Annotated in this window: 13 protein-coding genes; 9 read left to right on the forward strand and 4 right to left on the reverse strand. The window is 67.2% G+C overall.

The genetic code is table 11. The features are described from left to right. Positions 1-181 precede the first annotated feature (181 nt). The 7 genes from cseB (at position 182) to MBA17_RS50770 (ending at position 7,148) form a co-directional block, all read left to right on the forward strand. Positions 182-901: a two-component system response regulator CseB gene (gene cseB, locus MBA17_RS40960; protein ID WP_238503252.1), complete on the forward strand. Its 720-nt coding sequence runs from the start codon at positions 182-184 to the stop codon at positions 899-901. Position 902: 1 nt separating this feature from the next. Next, the gene (locus MBA17_RS40965) at positions 903-2,165 is read left to right on the forward strand and encodes an ATP-binding protein (RefSeq protein ID WP_238503253.1); all 1,263 of its coding nucleotides are present in this window, start codon (positions 903-905) and stop codon (positions 2,163-2,165) included. 168 nt (positions 2,166-2,333) lie between these two features. Continuing rightward, positions 2,334-2,834: a hypothetical protein gene (locus MBA17_RS40970; RefSeq protein ID WP_238503255.1), complete on the forward strand. Its 501-nt coding sequence runs from the start codon at positions 2,334-2,336 to the stop codon at positions 2,832-2,834. Further along, on the forward strand, positions 2,831-3,946 hold the full coding sequence (locus MBA17_RS40975) for an efflux RND transporter periplasmic adaptor subunit (protein WP_238503257.1): 1,116 nt from the start codon (positions 2,831-2,833) through the stop codon (positions 3,944-3,946). The genes MBA17_RS40970 and MBA17_RS40975 overlap by 4 nt, the downstream gene beginning before the upstream one ends. Then, positions 3,943-4,632 carry an ABC transporter ATP-binding protein gene (locus tag MBA17_RS40980; protein ID WP_238503258.1) on the forward strand — a complete coding sequence of 230 codons (690 nt, stop codon included), beginning with the start codon at positions 3,943-3,945 and terminating at the stop codon, positions 4,630-4,632. The genes MBA17_RS40975 and MBA17_RS40980 overlap by 4 nt, the downstream gene beginning before the upstream one ends. Then, positions 4,629-5,834, forward strand: a complete 1,206-nt coding sequence (locus MBA17_RS40985; RefSeq protein WP_238503259.1) for an ABC transporter permease — start codon at positions 4,629-4,631, stop codon at positions 5,832-5,834. Before MBA17_RS40980 ends, MBA17_RS40985 begins: the two co-directional genes overlap by 4 nt. Before the next feature lie 705 nt (positions 5,835-6,539). Then, positions 6,540-7,148: an ATP-binding protein gene (locus tag MBA17_RS50770; RefSeq protein ID WP_455432952.1), complete on the forward strand. Its 609-nt coding sequence runs from the start codon at positions 6,540-6,542 to the stop codon at positions 7,146-7,148. A gap of 9 nt (positions 7,149-7,157) precedes the next feature. Here the strand turns inward: MBA17_RS50770 and MBA17_RS40990 are convergent, their stop codons facing one another. Together MBA17_RS40990 and MBA17_RS40995 are read right to left on the reverse strand one after the other, a co-directional pair. Beyond that, complete coding sequence (locus tag MBA17_RS40990; protein WP_238503260.1) at positions 7,158-7,976, reverse strand: MerR family transcriptional regulator; 819 nt, start codon at positions 7,974-7,976, stop codon at positions 7,158-7,160. 136 nt (positions 7,977-8,112) lie between these two features. Next, positions 8,113-9,318: an MFS transporter gene (locus MBA17_RS40995; protein WP_238503262.1), complete on the reverse strand. Its 1,206-nt coding sequence runs from the start codon at positions 9,316-9,318 to the stop codon at positions 8,113-8,115. Positions 9,319-9,868: 550 nt separating this feature from the next. Between MBA17_RS40995 and MBA17_RS41000 the strand changes: the two genes are divergently transcribed. Continuing rightward, complete coding sequence (locus tag MBA17_RS41000; protein ID WP_238503263.1) at positions 9,869-10,201, forward strand: hypothetical protein; 333 nt, start codon at positions 9,869-9,871, stop codon at positions 10,199-10,201. Positions 10,202-10,331: 130 nt separating this feature from the next. Here the strand turns inward: MBA17_RS41000 and MBA17_RS41005 are convergent, their stop codons facing one another. Both MBA17_RS41005 and MBA17_RS41010 read right to left on the reverse strand, forming a co-directional pair. After that, a complete protein-coding gene (locus MBA17_RS41005) occupies positions 10,332-11,234 on the reverse strand; it encodes a M23 family metallopeptidase (RefSeq protein ID WP_238503264.1) in 903 nt (300 codons plus the stop codon). Positions 11,235-11,709: 475 nt separating this feature from the next. Then, positions 11,710-12,216 (reverse strand): GNAT family N-acetyltransferase, encoded by a 507-nt coding sequence (locus MBA17_RS41010; protein ID WP_238503265.1) that lies wholly within the window; start codon positions 12,214-12,216, stop codon positions 11,710-11,712. A gap of 412 nt (positions 12,217-12,628) precedes the next feature. Here MBA17_RS41010 and MBA17_RS41015 point away from each other — a divergent pair, with 412 nt between their 5' ends. After that, on the forward strand, positions 12,629-15,565 hold the full coding sequence (locus MBA17_RS41015) for a hypothetical protein (RefSeq protein ID WP_238503266.1): 2,937 nt from the start codon (positions 12,629-12,631) through the stop codon (positions 15,563-15,565). The last annotated feature ends 97 nt before the right edge of the window (positions 15,566-15,662 follow it).

The following is a 15,662-nucleotide window of genomic DNA, read 5'->3' on the forward strand; positions in this document are numbered from 1 at the left end:
CCGTCGGCCACGCCGTCAGCGCTGGTGGCGGTGCGGCGTACGCGTGGACGGATGAGTCACGGCTGATACACAGCTGAGCCGTCGTGGAGGTCTGGTATCGACACCATGGACATCTGCATCGCGCGGGGTGACCGAGGCTGCGCTATCGCGGTGCGTAACTAGCAACCATATTTGGGGAGCAATGTCGGTTTCGGATGTCGGTAGCACCCCAGTCACCGTGCTGCTCGTCGAGGACGACGAGGTGATCCGCAAGACGGTCGGGATGGCGCTGGAGCGCTACGGCTATCGCGTGAACACGGCGGGCGACGGTCTGACCGGCCTGGAACTGTTCAGGGAGCGGCGGCACGATGTGCTGTTGCTGGACGTGATGCTGCCGGGGCTGGACGGCATCGGGCTGTGCCGGAAGATCAGGGAGTCCAGCATGGACCCGATCCTGATGATGTCCGCGCGTGGTGACGCCCTGGACGTGGTGTCGGGTCTGGAGGCGGGGGCCGATGACTACGTCGTCAAGCCGGTCGACACCTCCGTGCTGGTGGCCAGGATCCGTTCCCTGCTGCGCCGAGCCTCCTTCGCCCCAGGCCCTGAGCGAACTCCGGAGCCCGTCCCCGGCGGTGCCTCCGACTTGGTCTTCGGGGACCTGGCCATCGATCCCCAGGGTCTGGACGTGCACCGGGCCGGTGAGCCGGTCGCGCTGGCTCCCACCGAGTTGCGCCTGCTGCTGGAGTTCGCCGCGAATCCGGGGATCGTGCTGGACCGGCAGATCCTGTTGCGCAACGTCTGGGACTACGGCTGGGACGGGGACAGCCGCGTCGTCGACCTGTGTGTGCAGCGGCTGCGCAAGAAGATCGGGCCCGACCGGATCGAGACGGTCCGCGGCTTCGGCTACAAGCTGCGGCGCTGAGGTGGGACACGCCATCGCGCGGGCGGCACGTGGGCTGCTGAACTGGAGGTCGCTGCGCTGGAAGATCGCCGCGCTGGTGGCCATGGCGTCCTGCGCGGTCGCGTTGGCCGTTGGCGTGCTGGTCCACCAGAGCACCTTTGAGCGTTCCATGAGCCTGGGCAGGGACCGGGCTTTCAGCGAACTGCTGGTCGTGGTGGACACCTACCGGCGTACGGGCAGCACGTCGGATGAGGCGGATCCCGCACAGCTTCCGCCCGCACTGCTCCAGCAGGCCAGGAGCACCGGGCAGTACCGCACGTGGTACGACGACCGCCGGCCGGACACTCCCTGGATGTGGGCGGTGCAGCAAGTCGGCGGCCAGGCGCTGGCCGTACGGATCGACATGGGCACCGAGATGCGCAGTCTGCAGGCCCTGGACCGGCACATCGTGATGGCCTCGCTGGCCGTGCTCGCCGTTGTCGTGCCCCTGGCGGCGTCAGCCGCCGAGCTGCCCAACCGGCGGCTGAGGTGGGTGGCCCGGACCGCGCGGCGTATCGCGGCCGGCGACCTGGAAGCCCGGACCATGGTGGGCGGCCGGGGCGGCGACGAGATCACCGAGATCTCGGCCACCGTCGACTTGATGGCCGACAGTCTGCGGGACCGGCTGCTCAGTGAACAGCGCTTCACCGCCGATGTCGCCCATGAGCTGCGCACCCCGCTGATGGGCCTGGTCATCGCGGCCGAACTGCTCCCGGAGAGCGAGGCGACCGAGCTGGTCAGAGGTCGGGTGCGGGTGCTGCGGACGCTGGTGGAGGACCTGCTGGAGATCTCCGGCCTCGACGCGGGCGCGGAGCGGGCCGAACGCGCATCGGTGCCGCTGGGCCGGGTCGTCGAGGAGTCCGTAGGCCGGACGGGACTGCGGGTCCAGCTGATGGTGACCGGTGATCCGGTCGCCGACACCGATCCGCGCCGCCTCGACCGGATCATCGCCAACCTCGTCGCCAACGCCCACCGCCACGGACGCTCTCCGGTCGAGATCACCGTGAACGGTACGGCGATCGCCGTACGCGACCATGGCCCCGGATTCCCCGACGAGCTGCTGGCACACGGACCGCAGCGCTTCCGCACCGGCGCGGCCGAACGCGGCCGGGGCCACGGCCTGGGCCTGACCATCGCCCTTGGCCAAGCCCGGGTGATCGGCGCCGGGCTCGCCTTCGCCAACGCCCCGGACGGCGGCGCGATCGCCACGCTTCACCTGCGCGGCGATACCGGATCCAAGGGCTGACACACACCCGATACGGATCCAAGCGGCCGCGGATACGCGACCGCGACAGCGCGGACACCCGCACCGCGCAGGGTGGCTGACGTGCGCCACCGCGGCGTACCGACCTCTCGGAGCGACCCTGCCCACCCCCGTCCGATCGCAGGGCGGCCACAGCCACGAAAGAACACCATGCCCAGCACACTTCACCTCCCTCGTACTCGCGTCGTACTCGCGGCCTTCGCCTGCCTCGCGGGCCTGCTGGCCGGTTGCGGCGACGCGAACGAGTCGAGCGGCACGCCGAACAACGCGTCGACTTCCGTGGCCGATTCCGATTCCGCCGGTACGGCCGACCAGAAGTACACCGAATGGGAGGTCAAGTTCCGGTCGTGCCTGAGCGACAAGGGCTTCGAGCTTCCGGAGGAGGCCGGAGAAATCGACTTCGGCGACCGGCAGGACGCGTACGAAGTAGCGAGGGACGGCTGTATCAAGAAGATCGGCCAGCCGCCGACAGCCGCCGACGACCAGCCCGCCCTGTCCGACGAAGAAGCAAAAGAGAAGGAGCTCAAAACCCTCCAGTGCCTCCGCGACCACGGGTACAACGTCAAGGACCCCGCTCCCGGGCAGGCCGCCCAGGTCGAGGTGCCTGATGGCGTCTCGCAGGACGGCTTGAAGGAGTGCTACGGAGAATGACGTCCGAGCATTCCTCCATAAAGCCGGGAAATGACCCCGCGCCGCGGGGACCCGGCCGCACGTGGGTGCTGGCGACCGCAGCCGTCGCTGCCATCGCTCTCGGGGCGGCCGCGACCTTGATGGTGGTGCGGTCCGGGGGCGGCGCTGCCGAGGAGACCGAGCGGAAGCACGTGGCGAACACCGCTCCGGTGGAACGGAAGACGCTCCGGGAGACCATCACCGCGCTCGGAACACTGAGCTACGGCGCGTCGAACCGGCTCAACGCCGGCCGCGCCGGCACCATCACCCGTCTGCCGCGCGAAGGCCGCAGGGTGAAGCCCGGCGGGGTGCTGCACTCGATCGACAACCAGCCCGTGGTGCTGATGCGCGGCAGGCTCCCCGCGTGGCGGGCGTTCGAGAGCGGCATGAGCGACGGGCCGGACGTGCGGCAACTGGAGCGGAACCTCGACCTCCTCGGCCACTTCACCGGAACTCCCGACGCCTGCTTCGACTGGTACACGAAGGTCGCGATCTTGCACTGGCAAGATGCCATCGGTGTGCGGGAGACCGGGTCGATAAAGCGTGGGCAGATCGTCTTCACCCCGGGCGAGGTGCGCGTCGCGGAGACCATGGCACACCTCGGCGACCAGGTCGCAGCGGGTACCGCCGTGGCGAAACTGTCGGGGCTCAACAAGATCGTTACTGCCGAGCTCAAGGCGGCGAACCAGGCCGTCGCCAAGGTGCGCGGCAAGGTGACCGTGAATCTGCCCGGCGGCAAGACGACGACCGGCACCGTCTCCAAGGTCGGCGCGCCCCGGCAACGGGAAGACGGCGACAAGAAGACGATCACCGTCCCGGTGGCCATCACCCTCGACCGCCCGGCCGCCGCCGGCTCCCTTCAAGAGGTTTCGGTGTCGATCGACTTTCCCACCGCCAGTCGCGAAGACGTCCTGACCGTGCCCGTCGCCGCTCTCATCGCCCTGCCTGACGGCGGGTACGGAGTCGAGGTGGTTCGCGACGCCGTAACGACCCAGACGCTCACGGTGAAGACGGGACTGTTCGCCGGCGGCTCCGTGGAAGTGACCGGCAACGGACTCGACGCGGGGCAGAAAGTCGTGGTCCCGACCCTATGAGCGATTCCGTCATCGAACTCGACCAGGTGGTCCGCGACTACGGCAGTCCACCGGTGCGCGCGGTCGACCACGTGTCGCTGTCGGTGGCCCGCGGTGAGTTCGTCGCCGTCGTCGGCCCCAGCGGCTCGGGCAAGTCGAGCCTGCTCAACATCATCGGCACTCTCGACCGGCCCACGAGTGGACGTACGATCATCGACGGCCACGACGTCGACACGATGAACGACGCGGCACTCTCGGCGCTGCGCGCGTACCGGATCGGGTTCGTCTTCCAGCAGTTCCATCTCACGGACGGGGTCAGCGCGCTCGACACCGTCGCGGACGGCCTCATCTATACCGGGACACCCCGCGCGGAGCGGCGACGCCGGGCGGTGGCGAGCCTCACCCGCGTCGGCCTGGCACATCGCCTCGACCACCAGCCCCACCAGCTGTCCGGCGGTGAACGGCAACGCGTCGCCATCGCCCGGGCGACGGTGTCCGATCCGACGCTACTGCTGGCGGACGAGCCCACCGGCAACCTCGACCAGCGCTCCGGCGCGAGCGTGCTGGAGCTGCTCCACGAGCTCAACACCACGGGCACCACCATCGTCGTGATCACGCACGATGTGCGGCTCGCCGAACAGATGCCGAGGCGGATCACCATCCGTGACGGCCGCGTCGTCGAGGACGATCAGGAAGCGCCGGCATGAGCCGCGGCAACCAGACCGAGATACGCCAGTCGCGCCTGCTCCGCTCTGATGTCTACCGGTTGGGCGCGTCGGGGCTGAAATCACGGCCCACCCGGGTCGTCCTCTCCGCGCTCGGCATCGCGATCGGCATCGCGGCGATGATCGCCGTCGTGGGCATCTCCACCTCGAGCCGGGCGAAGCTGGACGCCGAGTTGGCGTCGCTGGGCACGAACCTGCTCACCGTCCAGCCGGGTACGTCGATCACCGGCCAGGACACCACTCTGCCGGTCGAGTCCACCGGTAAGGTCGGCCTGATTCGCGGGGTCTCGACCGCCGGAGCGGTCGCCACGTTGCCGGACGTCAAGGTGTACCGGAGCCGGCTCATCGACGCGGACAAGTCCGGCGGCATCGTTGTGCAGGCCGCCGACCCCCATCTCCTCGGCCTCCTCGACGGCACCCTGCGCCAGGGAGCATGGCTCACCAAGGCGACCGCGAACTACCCCACCGTCGTGCTCGGCGGAATCGCCGCCGATCGGCTCGGCATCGTGAGTCCGGGAAGCCAGATCTGGCTCGGCGACACCCAGTTCACGGTCATCGGGATCCTCGACGCCCTGCCGCTCGCCCCGGACCTGGACACCTCCGCGTTCATCGGTGAGGCATTCGCCACCGCGCGGTTCGACTGGGACGGCAAACCGACCATCATCTTCGAGCGCTCGGCCGATGCGGAGGTGGAAACAGTGCGCACGCTCCTGCCGCGCACGGTGAACCCGGAGAATCCCGAGAATGTGCGTGTTTCGCGGCCCTCCGACGCTCTGGCGGCGAAGAATGCCGCGGACCTCGCATTCACCGGCCTTCTGGTCGGGCTGGGCTCGGTCGCGCTGCTCGTCGGAGGCATCGGCGTCGCCAACACAATGGTGATCTCCGTACTCGAACGTCGCAGGGAGATCGGGCTACGGCGTGCGCTCGGCGCCACCCAAGGACATATCCGGACCCAATTCCTGGCAGAAGCCCTCCTGCTGTCCGCGCTCGGCGGCCTTGCCGGGACCGTCATCGGGTTCGGAGTCATCGCGATGTTCGCCGGGACGAACGGCTGGCCCATCTCGGTTCCTCCCGTCGTGTTCGCCGGTGGCATCGGCGCGACCATGCTGATCGGAGCGGTCGCCGGCCTCTATCCGGCGATCCGTGCGTCGAAGACGCCTCCAACCGCCGCCCTGAACGGTTGATCGCACCGGCGGCAGGAACCCGTTGACGACCGAAAGGCAGAGGAAGGGAGGGGACACGTCACGCCCCTCCCTTCCAAGGTCAAACGAATTAAGGCCCACCGGCAACCGTCATTGGCGCGGGCTTTCAGGCGGGCCCGTGTCCCGTCGGCCAGTGCTGCCGCTGCCGCGCCGACAACCCGGCTGACCATGGCGCTCATGTCGCGATGTCGACACTAACGCACGTATCGACGTGTCCTAAAATTATGGCTCTTGTCGGGGTTTTATCGCGTATGTAGAATTTCTTTGGTCGAGTCTTGGCGAGGCCAGGATCGTCTGGTATTCACATTCGGAGGTATCCGTGGCTGCAAAGACCAGTGCAAGAAATGTGCTCATCATTGCGGCGATCATTGCCGCCGGTGTCGCACTTGCGGGGCCGGCTTATGCCGAGGTTGAACCGCCTGGTGGAGGCGCGACCACCAACGGTTACACCTGGTCCAACTAATACTGTCGCGGGTCGACAACCCATCGGGTCGCCATGACGGCAACGGGCTTCCAGGGGTACCGAGCGGCAGCCGTACACCACTCCCTGACCTTGGTCTTCGGCAGGAGAGCAGAGTGATCGCTCCGCCTGGTAGGCGGACGCGCAGGCAGCCGCGGGGCTTCCGTTTCTCGTGCTTGGCGACCCTGCGGTACGGGTCCCCTGGCCTCTCCGCCGGCCGGGGTGTTGTGTACGGCAGCGGGTACAGCAACACCGGCATAAATGATCACTCGCCGTCAGCCTCAGGTGAGACCCGGACCGTTTGCGAGAATCGGGGCTCTGGAATCCGCGCCATGGTTTCCGCCCTCCGAGCGGCTGGTATGAGCCCATCGCAGTTCGATGACCGAGTGTCCTCCTTCACCGTCACCATCCCCAACCACGCCTTGCCAGGATCGTCTGGTATTCACATTCGGAGGTATCCGTGGCTGCAAAGTCCAGAGCAAGGAATGTGCTCATCATTGCGGCGATCATTGCCGCCGGTGTCGCACTTGCGGGGCCGGCTTATGCCGAGGTTGTACCGCCTGGTGGAGGCGCGACCACCAACGGTTTCACCTGGTCCAACTAATACCGCCACGGGTCGACAGCCCACGCGCCTTGCTGTGGCGTGGGCGCCGGTTCCGACGTGCGGCAGGACTCCGGGGCGGCACCGACGCCGGCTTGCGCCGACCGGACCCGAAGCGCCGGCTACGGTACGCACCGCCGCCCCCACCATCGCAAGACGATCGCCACGGGGCCCCCTCACCGCATCTCAGCAGTTCGGGGGCCTTCCAACTGGTGTGGCAGGTGCAGAAGGCTGAGCCGGCGGTTTACCCGTGTCGCGTGATGGCTTCCTGCAGTTCGGTCACCCAGGTCGCCGGGTCGCCGTCGCCGTACTTGAGGTACACCTCGCGGGCGAGGCCGGAACTGCGGTGGCCGTTGTCCTCGATCCACTTGGCGAGCTGCTGGAATGCGGCGTCCACGTCGTCCATGTGCCCGTGGTGGATGATCGTGGCCGCCTGTTCGATCGTGGGCAGGTCGACGACGTCGAAGTCGTAGGTCCTGCCCTGCTCCACATTCACCGGAGCGCCGGCATGCACCTGCACACCTTCGGGGACCTGCTCGTAGTAAGCGACCGCGGGGCCGATGACGGCGAGACCGGCCTCGTCGAGCCGCTTGAACAGCTCCTCGTACAACGGCTGGATCACTGGGCCGATTTTGTCCGGCTCGTAGCTCTCCGCGATACCGCTCATCTCGGCGAGGCGGATCGCGGGAACACTCTTGATCACGACGTCCATGGGCAGGATGCCCTCCGTTTCGATCATTCGGAGTCTCGCTTCCACCCTGGCCAGCCGCGCCGTGTCGGCGGCCACCTGCGCCTCCAGCTCTGCGCGGCGGAGCCGTAGCATGCCCTGCAGTTCCTCCGGGTCGACCTTCTCCTCGAGGATCTGCCTCACCTGTTGGAGGCTGAGGCCGAGATCTTTGAGCGCGATCAGCCGGTTGAGCCGGGACAGCTGCCGCGCCTCGTAGTAGCGGTAGCCGGTGACCTGGTCGACCCGGGCGGGCCGAAGCAGCCCGAACGCGTCGTAGTGCCGCAGCATGCGTACGGATACCCGGCCAAGACGGGCGAAATCTCCAATGCTGAACATGATGCCTCCGGTCTATGGCCTCACACGGTGTCAGGGTCAACCATGCGCCTGCCTCGGCGATGTCACCCACGGCCCTCTCGCCGTGGGGTTCGCCGAGCGGACAAGCTCGGAGGTCACGCAGGCTCCCGGGACAGCCTCAGCCGGACGTGCGTGGGCGGATCGCGTCGCGCAGGAGGAGTGTGGTGATCACGCTGCTCACCCCGGTCAGGGCGATCACGAGGCCGACCGGGAGGAATTCCGCGAACACGCCGAAGACTAGAGGTCCGATCCCCTGGATGGTCATGGTGGTGGTGTTGAGCAGCGCGAAACCCTGTCCCTGGAGGTCGGACGGGACCGCCTCCAGGAAGCGTCGCTGCAGGCCGAGCAGGTAGGCGGATCCCACGCCGGTGATCACGTACATTGCGGCGATCGCCGGATACGGCAGGTCCAGGATGAGCGCGATCGGGGGCGTGCCCATGACCAGCAGCAGTGGCAGGACGAGTCGTTCTCGGGTGGCGGGCGCGAACGCTCGCCCAACCACGACGTCGCCGATGAGCATCCCGACTGACGTGGCTGCCAATAGGAGGCCGGTCTCCGTTGGGCTGAACGCACGCTGCGCGGAGTACGGGATGAGCAGGCTTCCTGCTGCGGCCAAGTACGCGGCGGGCAGGCAATGGACCATGATCAGCTTGGTGACCCCGGGGGCGGCGACGAGCGCGGCGTTACCTTGCAAGGTCTTACGCACGATCGACCCGCCCGCGCGGACCACCTCGGTGCGCGACAGGAACAGGCGGCTGATCATCAACGCGAGCAGGTGCGCCCCTGCGGTGACCAGCATCGTCCGCTCCACGCCCAGCCACGCGATCAGCGCCCCACCAGCGGCCATGCCCACCAGCTGCGCCGCAACCGCGACGAGGTAGTTCAGCGAACGCCCAAGCACGTAGGTATCGCCGGTGAGGACCTCCGCCAGGACTCGGCCCGCGGCCCCGGTGGTGACCGGTGTCAGGCAGGCCACGGCCGCGACGAGGAGCAGGCTGACCGCGACCGGGAGGCGTCCGAACGTGAGCAGCAGCCCCACCGCGCACTGGAGAGCGTAGCCCGTGGTGATGAGGGTCCGCGGCGAGAACCGGTCCGCCATCGCGGCAAGAAACAGGCCGCCTGCGGCTTGGGGGAGGAAGCTGATCGTGAACGCCACCGCCGTCAACAACGGAGAGTTGGTCTGGCTGAACACCAGCACCGCCAGCGCGACGGACCGCAGCGTGTCCGACATGACGCCAAGCAGCCGAGCTGCGAATAGGGCACGGAACTGTGTGACCGCGAAGACCTGGCCATAGGTGGCCTTCGTCGTGAACTCATCGGTCATGGAGTGGGATGCCCCCGAAATTTCTTGGGCCGAGCCGCGTCTACCGGTTGATCGCGGTGATATGGGTTGTGGTTTTGCTCGTGATTAGCAGCAGAGTTTGCTCGCCAGTTTCGACAGCGTTCGGGGACTGAGTCTGGAGGGCGTCGTGTCCGGCATGATGGGATCATGGGTCACCCCGGCTGTCGCCTCAACTGCTTTTCAGCCCGGGGATTGGAGGGGATTTGCCGGCGGTAATACCGCCACTTCGCGGCTGACTGCAGAGATCCGAGCGAAGCAGCCGGATGCCTGGCGCTCTTCCTCGACGCCACGACGATCGACGCTGCTCGTCCCGCATCAGGATCGTTCGTCCTCGGCTTCGCCTGCGGGCGCTGCATCTTGACCCGCTCGTCCCAGCGGCTGGTCAGGCGTTGTCGAGGAAGGGCAGGAGAAGGGGGAGTCAGCCGGCGGCCTTATTCGCCTTCCAGCGGAAACGATCGCTGCCGCAGGAGACCGGCGAACGCTGTCACCCGACACAACCAGGCATTGCGCACTGGTTATGACCATCGTCCCTGTGACCTGGGATGCGCAGATCGCTATCGACGTCGTCATCATCCAGCCCGGCATCATCAAGACCGAATTCGAAGCCGAAACCGCGCGGCAACCGCGGGAGACCTCCGGAAGCGGGGCCTACCGGCAGATCGCCGAAGCCATGGCAAGCGCCGCCGAGACGCAGGCGGACCACAATGACCCGGGCGTCGTCGCCACCACGATCCGGCAGGCCATCGAGTCGGCCAAGCCGGAAACCCGGTACGCGGTGGGCTGGCTGGCCGAAACTCTCCTGGGCCTCAACAGGACCCTCTCAGCCCGCGTATTCGACGCGCGGCTGACCGGCTCGCTCAAGTGATCGAACTGCCGCCCCCATGCACAGCCTTCATCGACGAGGAGAACCGGGGCACACCGACTCGTCCACCACGCGCTCGCCTACGAACGGAGTGCCGTTGGCCTCTGTTCGCAGGCGAGCGTGGTGATGGCGCTTAATCGCAGTGTTCGAAGGGACTGGTGTAGGAGCTGCTGCCGACCGAGCCGCCCCACTTGACGCACTGTCCGGGCGCGGAGCGTTTGACGGGCCCCGCGTAGTAGCCGTAGCTGCCCGAGTCGGTCGTCCTGCTTGCCCCTTGTGGTTCCAGGAAGGCCGACACCGGAGAGGCGGTGCCGAGGTTCGTCGTCTTCAGCGTGGTGACGCAGTTTTGGCCGTTACCCGAGTTGTAGAGCAGGTAGGTGCGACCGCCGGTCAGAGCGGCTGAGTCGATGACCGCGTAACCGCTGCCGCAGACCTCCTCAGGGGTGTAGGGGTTGCTGCTGCCGCCGCAGGAGTTGGTGCTCGTGATGGCTTTCTTCTGGCCCAGGGACACGGTCACGCCGTCCACGGTGGGGCTGGTGTCCACCGCACCGCCGGAGGTCCGCTGCTCGTAATGGAGGTGCGGAGCGGAACTGCCGCCCGTGGAGCCGACAGTCCCGATCGCGGTGCCCTGGCTGACGCCCATCGAGCCGCCGGCCCCTCTCACCATGGTGGCGAGGTGGGCATAGCGGGTCCTGGTGCCGTCACTGTGACGAACCTCCACCCACTTGCCGTAGCTCGTGCTTCCCGCGTCGTTGAAGTAGGCGGTGCCCGCAGCGGTGGCGCGTACGGTCTCGCCGTTGATGGCATCACTACCGTAGTTCTGCCAGTCGATGGAACCCGATGGGCTGTGGCTGGGGGTCCAGTTGTTGGCGTAGAAGGTCTTTCCGCAGTTGAACGGGCTCTTGTGAGATGCAAAGGAACTGCTGTCCTGCGCCGAGGCGGCCTGGGGAAGTAGTGCTGCCGCGAAAGCGACCATCAGGGCGAGGATGGCGAATTTGGGGGTCATCGGCCAGCTCGGCGTACCGGTTGCGGGCATACTCACCTCTCTGAACAGGCGGTATAGCAGGGGGGTGTGGGCGGCGTCCGTTTCGATGTCGGTCGGCCCCGTGGCGACAGAAGCTAGGTCGACTCCTGGTGTTCGAAATTGGCGGGAGCGAGGGCCGCCTTCGGAAGATTTCGCCGCCCATCAAATCGGATTGATCAGGACCATAACCCCGAAAGTTCTCTTCATCAATCCCTATTGGCGTGAAAGTTTGCGGCTTTCGGTCAGACGAGGCCGAATCCGCCGGTCAGCTCCGCACGCTGATGTCCTCGCCGAAGGGCTCCGGCGATCTTCTGGATCAGGCGCCACGAGTGACCGTCGAGCACGGCGGCGGAACCGGGCGCCGGTGGGGTGGATGCCCCGGTGCGTCCGGCCGCTGCCGGGCCTGATCGTACGGGAACGGGTCGCTACGTGGGCCGGCTTCTGCACCACTTCGCGTGCCGCTCGTCCGTCCCGTGCTGATGCCGGTTCAGGAGGCTTCGTATTCGACCTGGTCGATCAGGTTGCCGTCGCCGAAGTCGTATCCGCGGACCGAACCTGACTCGGTGAAGCCGTTCTTGGTGTAGAAGCGCCGCGATCGGGGTGTACGGCGCAGCGTCCACAGGTGGACCCGGCTGTAGCCGTCTTCGTGCAGCCTGCCCAGGGTCGCGGTCATCAGGGCGCCGGCGATACCGGTGCCCCAGCCGGCCGGGTGGCCGAAGAAGCTGAAGATCTGTGCCATATCCGGCCGTGTCGGCGAGGAGCCGAAGAAGGAGAAGGCGAGCGGCCGGCCTTCGAGTGCGGCGAGGATGACGGTGTCCTCGCCCTTGGCGAGCCGGGCGTGCCACTGGGTGCGTCGGCGTCGCACCGCCTCGGCGACGAACTCCGGGGCGAAGAAGCCGGTGTAGGCCGCCTTCCAGGACTCCTCGTGGATCTCGCCCAGCGCATCGCCATCGTCGACGGAAGCCTGGTAGGTCATGAAGCGGGACACGGCCACCCTCCAGATCGTGACGTGCGGGTTCACCCGCGAAAGTCCCTGGGCTCCGTTGATGAAACGCACCCTACCGTGGACCGTTGGCGATCCGAGTGGCTAGGGCATCTCGTCCGCAGGCTGATTCCGGTGACGTCGTGAAAGTGGCCGGTAACGCTCGGAATGGGTACGGTCGTGTTTCAGGGCGAGGCGGACCGCGAAGTAAATGATCAGGAATTGAACGAGGGCGTTGATCAGTAGCAAAAGTATCGAACCCATGGTCTCCCTGACTTGGGACAGGATTAAGTGGTCGTCGAGGCGATCATTATCCGCCTGCCGGTGGAGATTTGCCAATCGCAAATAAGTACAGGTCTACTCAAGACGCCCGTCTTCGTAGGAACCACCATGAACGGAGGGATTTCCGATGTAAAGGATCGTCATGATCAGACGAGTCTTAGGGGTCGTTCCCCTGGTCCTGGGGCTGATGGCGACGAGTCTCGTCGTGGGCCCGCCGGCTCGGGCTGCCGCCGGCACCCATCCGTTCTCCGTCACGATCACCCACGTGGAGTGCGTCGACGACTGCGGCGCGACCGGTCTGGAGGCCGCCCTCGAAGGCCATGCGGACTTCTACGCCAAGGTGTTCATCAATGGCGTGAAGCAGCCCCCGGGCAGTGACGTGGACGACCCGTCGACGCCGTTCATCAACAACAACAGACTCATCAAACCGAACTGGGTGGTCGCCACCGAGATACCGGACAACGTGCTCAACGTGCCGGTCACGATCCAGATCTGGGACGACGACGGATCCTCGGGCGATGACCTGGGCGATGCCAGCCCGCGGAACGGCGACAACAACCTGGACTTCAGGGTCAGCTATTCCGACGGCAGATGGATCGACCACACCGGTGCCGAGGACAAGGTCAACTGGCCCCAGTCCTGCTCGACGGGCGACGGCGGTGACGACGACGAGCCGCGTATCAAGGTCTGCTTCGAAGTCGGCACGGCGGAGACCACCCGCGACACCGACGGCGACTCGCTACTCGACGGCTGGGAACTGAACGGCATCAACGTGGACGGCGACACGACCATCGACATCGACCTGCCCGGAATGGGGGCGATGACCGGCCGTAAGGACCTGTTCCTGGAGATCGACTGCCTGTTCGGCACCAACCACTCCCACTGCCCGTTGCAGGGGGCCGTGCAGGACGTCGTCCAATCCTTCGCCAACGCGCCCGTATCGAATGTGGACCAATCCACAGGCATCCAACTCCATATCGACGTGGGTGACATATACGGCCAAGCCGTCAATACCGGTACGGATGTCCGCCGTACGGCCCCGGGCGTCGGTGGGATGAAGGGGAACTTCGGCAACTTCGGCGGGGGCGGCGACCAGATCGACGAGAGCTCGAACATGGTCGTCGACTGGGACGGAGCCACCGGCAACGCGGGCACCGACTTCTTCACGCTGAAGGACTTCGACGAAAGTCGCGACCGCTTCTTCCGCTACGCCCTCTTCGTGCACCAGACGAACCTCCGGGCCGCCACCAACGACTGCACGTCCGGCTGGGAAAAGGGCACCCCGGGCGTGAACTTCATCGTCTCGCTGGGCGGCACCGACGGGAGCGGCAACGCCTGCTGGGGCGCCAACACGAACGGCCTGTCCATCGGCACCCAGGCCCAGCAGGCGGGCACGCTGATGCACGAGTTCGGCCACACGCTCGGCCTCCAGCACGGCGGTGGCGACGGCACCAACAACAAACCCAACTACCTGGGGGTCATGAACTACGCGTTCCAGGCGTGCGGTGTCACCGCCGCACCGCCCCTTCTCCCCGGCGGCTGCGACTATTCGCGAATCAAGCTGCCGTCACTCAACGAGGTCCTTCCGCCGGGGCTCGACGAGTGCGCCGGGCTCGGCGGCGGTCTCGGCCTGGGCGGCGTCGACTGGGACGGCGTCGGCGGCCTCACCGGCACGACCTGCACGCCGGCGTCGGCCAACGTCTCCGCCAACCTCAACGGCGACTTCACCGACACCAACGGCAACGGCACCCAGGACACCGGCGAGCCGTCGATCCTCACGGAGCTGACCGGCTACGACGACTGGAACAACATCTTCTACGACTTCCGCAGCCTCCCGAACTACCAGACGGCCGGCACCCCCGGCGCGGACGAGCCCGACCCTGAGACGATCCGGCGGGCCCGCACGAGGTTCGCCCAGCAGGTACGGCCGGAGCTGACCGTGGCCGCCACCGGCCCGGCCGACGTCACTCCCGGCGACACCATCGACTTCGGCGCGAAGGTCACCAATTCGGGACGCGGTCCCGCGCTGAACTCGAAGATCACCGACACCAGGCCGGACGACACGGTGACCACGTTCGACCTGGGCACGCTCGCCGCCGCCCGCGACGCCTCCCGCACCGTCAGCGTGGACGTGGCGTGCGACACGGCGGACGGCACGGTCCTGACGAACAAGGTGGCCGCCGCCGGCACCGACCTGCTCGGCACGGCCGTGACCGGTTCGGACTCGGTCAGCACGACGGTACGCGCCCCGGTCGTCACCATGACCAAGACCGCCACCCCGGCCGTCAACGCCGGAGAGGCGATCACCTACCGGATCATGTACGAGAACACGGGCGGCGGTGGCGCGGACGACGTCGTCATCACGGACGTCCTCCCCGCCGGGGTCTACTACAGCACCGCCCTCGACACCGGCGCCGGCCCGAAGCCCAGCACCGTCACGGTCAACGCGGACGGCACCCGGACCTTCACCTGGACCATCGGCGCCCTGGCCGGAGCCTCCGGCCGGCAGACGATCGAGTACAGGGCCCGGCCCACCATGCTCGCCCTCCCGGGGAACACGTTCGAGAACTCCGCCAGGCTGACGTTCACCAACGCCAACGGCTGTGTCTACGCCCCCGTCACCGGCTCGGCGAGGACCACGATCACTGCGGTCACGCCCAGCAGGCTGCCGTTGCTCTCCTCGATCTGGCTGCTCCGCCAGGACCTGCGCATCCCTGAGATCCTGGCTCGCGTCCAGGCCACCGACACCCGTTTCGACGGCGCGGACGGCGGAGCCGCCGACGGCGCGCTGTCGCTGCCGGAGTCCACGGCCGTTCTGTTCCCGCCGGTCATCCAGCCCCGCGGCCTGCGCGCGGAACTCCTGGCCACCACACTCAACATGGCCACCCGGCGGATCAACGCGGGCACCGAGGTCCGCTCCATCACCACCGGCCTGCTGCACCTGGACACCGTCGGCGACGCCGTCCGTTATGCCCAGGCCACGCTGTCCCAGCCCCCGACCCTGTCCAACCTCCTCCGCTACGCCAACGCCACCCTCGTCCTCACCGAGATCAACGCGGGAACAGCGGAACGCTACTGATCATCAAGGCCGCCTCCTGGTCCGGCGGGCCAGGAGGCGGCCGTCGCGCGTGGTGGCCGGCGCAGGCACCAGACGCCGAAATGGAGCCGGTGCATTT

Source organism: Dolomitihabitans soli, from assembly GCF_022213955.1.
GTDB lineage: Bacteria > Actinomycetota > Actinomycetes > Streptosporangiales > Streptosporangiaceae > Streptosporangium_A > Streptosporangium_A soli.

Coding starts and splice junctions, on each gene's coding strand:
- cseB (WP_238503252.1), top strand. CDS start 182: ATGTCGGTTTCGGATGTCGGTAGCACCCCAGTCACCGTGCTGCTCGTC.
- MBA17_RS40970 (WP_238503255.1), top strand. CDS start 2,334: ATGCCCAGCACACTTCACCTCCCTCGTACTCGCGTCGTACTCGCGGCC.
- MBA17_RS40975 (WP_238503257.1), top strand. CDS start 2,831: ATGACGTCCGAGCATTCCTCCATAAAGCCGGGAAATGACCCCGCGCCG.
- MBA17_RS40980 (WP_238503258.1), top strand. CDS start 3,943: ATGAGCGATTCCGTCATCGAACTCGACCAGGTGGTCCGCGACTACGGC.
- MBA17_RS40985 (WP_238503259.1), top strand. CDS start 4,629: ATGAGCCGCGGCAACCAGACCGAGATACGCCAGTCGCGCCTGCTCCGC.
- MBA17_RS40990 (WP_238503260.1), bottom strand. CDS start 7,976: ATGTTCAGCATTGGAGATTTCGCCCGTCTTGGCCGGGTATCCGTACGC.
- MBA17_RS40995 (WP_238503262.1), bottom strand. CDS start 9,318: ATGACCGATGAGTTCACGACGAAGGCCACCTATGGCCAGGTCTTCGCG.
- MBA17_RS41005 (WP_238503264.1), bottom strand. CDS start 11,234: ATGCCCGCAACCGGTACGCCGAGCTGGCCGATGACCCCCAAATTCGCC.
- MBA17_RS41015 (WP_238503266.1), top strand. CDS start 12,629: ATGATCAGACGAGTCTTAGGGGTCGTTCCCCTGGTCCTGGGGCTGATG.